The organism is Inquilinus limosus MP06, from assembly GCF_000767795.1.
Taxonomy (GTDB): Bacteria; Pseudomonadota; Alphaproteobacteria; order DSM-16000; family Inquilinaceae; genus Inquilinus; species Inquilinus limosus_E.
Genome location: NZ_JANX01000844.1, coordinates 1 through 1,890 on the forward strand (window position 1 = coordinate 1; position 1,890 = coordinate 1,890).

Annotated in this window: 2 protein-coding genes; both read right to left on the reverse strand. The window is 68.0% G+C overall.

All coding sequences use genetic code 11. The features are described 5' to 3' along the window. Positions 1-1,022, reverse strand: a 1,022-nt coding sequence (locus P409_RS33070; protein WP_161790521.1) for a glycosyltransferase family 39 protein, incomplete at its 3' end; no start/stop codon positions are given. 368 nt (positions 1,023-1,390) lie between these two features. Continuing rightward, positions 1,391-1,890: CHAP domain-containing protein (locus P409_RS33075; protein WP_152613679.1), on the reverse strand; the 500-nt coding region annotated here is incomplete at its 5' end.

Below are 1,890 nucleotides of genomic sequence, written 5' to 3' on the forward strand. Positions count from 1 at the left end.
GTCCGGATGCGGATGCCGGTGGCTGCCGAGGCGAAGGCGAGCACCGCGATCGGGACCAGGTAGACGAAGGCGAGATAGAGCCCGGCCGGGGAGCGCAGCCGCTGCCGGGCCAGATGGGCGATGGATGTCGCCCGGTCCCGGCCGGAGGCGCCGAGTCCGATCAGGGCCGCCAGCAGCATCGGCACGATGGCGAAGGCCTGGTCGCCCAGGAAGGCCAGAGGGCCGAGGATGTGGCCCGCCGGGCCGATCAAGGTGCCGTCGCTGCGCTCGGCCAGATAGCCCAGGGGGACGAAGTCGTTCCGGACCAGCCACAGCAGATGCGGCGCAATCACCAGCAGGCAGGCGGCCAGGCCGAGATAGAGGCCCGGCCGAACGAAGTGCCGCCGGCCCGCCGGCGACAGCAGCAGATAGGCCAGGAGCGTCGCCAGCAGCACGCCGATCGAATACTTCGCCAGCAGCCCCAGCCCCGCGGCGATGCCGGTCAGCACCCACCAGACGGCACGGTCACGGGTGAAGGCGCGCCAGAACAGCGCCATGGTCCACGCCCAGAAGGCGAACTGGACGACGTTCGGGTTGAAGCGCGGCGTGGCGTAGGTGGTGTAGTGGGTGAGGGCCAGCAGGACCACGGCGACCAGCGCGGCGCGGCGCCCGGCGATGTCGCGCGTCAGCAGCCGGATGCCGGCGAAGGCGGCGGCGATGAAGGCCTGGCTCAGCGCGTAATAGGCCCAGTTGGCGCTGCCGAACACGGCATGGACCAGCTCGGCGGACCAGGCGGCGAGGGGTGGATGCTTGTGGTAGCCCCAAAGCCAGTGCTGGCCCCAGTAGAGGCTTTCGAGCGTGTCGGGATGCAGGTTGCCCGCCAGCCAGGCCGGCAGCAGGGTCCAGGCCGCGAAGCCGGCGGAGACGAAGGCCAGCACCCAGGCGGTGCGGATGCCGGCTGCGGGCGTCGCGCCGGAGCGGTGCATCCCCAGGGAGACAGGGGAGTCGGTGACGGATGCGGACGAAGCCGCCTCGATGCTCACGATGTCGCTGCTCGATTGAAACATTCGACCGCGGTCCGGAAGATGCCGCCAGCGGCGGCCGGGGCTGCGGCACGATCAGAAATATCCGGTTGCTCTGCGTTCCGGTAGTTACAATTTTGTATATTTCGATAGATAAGTAATTGATGAATTAAGATTGCAGTCTATGCTGAAAGCATCAACGTTAGCCGATCAATATGAAAGGAATTTATGTGTAGGAGGGATTCCAGGCGCAGTATTATTCCGGCGAAGGGTCCATCCTTCCGCCGCCGACGTCGCCGGCCATGCGGGATGTCGTGCCCCGAAAAGACGAAGGCCCGCCCACGGTGGTGGACAGGCCTCGCCGGAAGCGGAAGCGTGATGCGGTCTGGTCAGTCGGCGCGTTCGGCGACCTGGGTGTTCGGCGCGTAGATGAAGCCGTAGGTCGGGTAGACCGTCGTCCCCATCTGGCCGGTCGGCTGGTGCCAGAAGCGGGTCTGGCTCCAGTCGTTCTTGGCGGAGACGTCGATGACCCGGGCCGGCTCGTTCACCCGGCCGCGCGGCGCCCAGTTGGCCTGGTCGACGATGATCTCACGGGAGCTGACCACCCGGCGCACCACCGCGACATGGCCGCGCCGCATCGACGCATAGCGCTTCAGCACGATCACCGAGCCGGCGACCGGCATGCGGCCGCGGTTGTAGCGTCCGGCGGCGGCATCCCACCAACGCCAGGCGTCGCCGGAGATCTGGAAGCCGGTGAGCTCGCGGGCGAAGGGAACGCAGGACCAGCGGCGATGCTGGGCTTTGAGCGCGGAGACCCGCTGGATCTGCCGCTGCTCGGTGACGTTGCGGGCCGTCAGTTGGGTGCGCGGGGCCGGCACATCGGCGACAG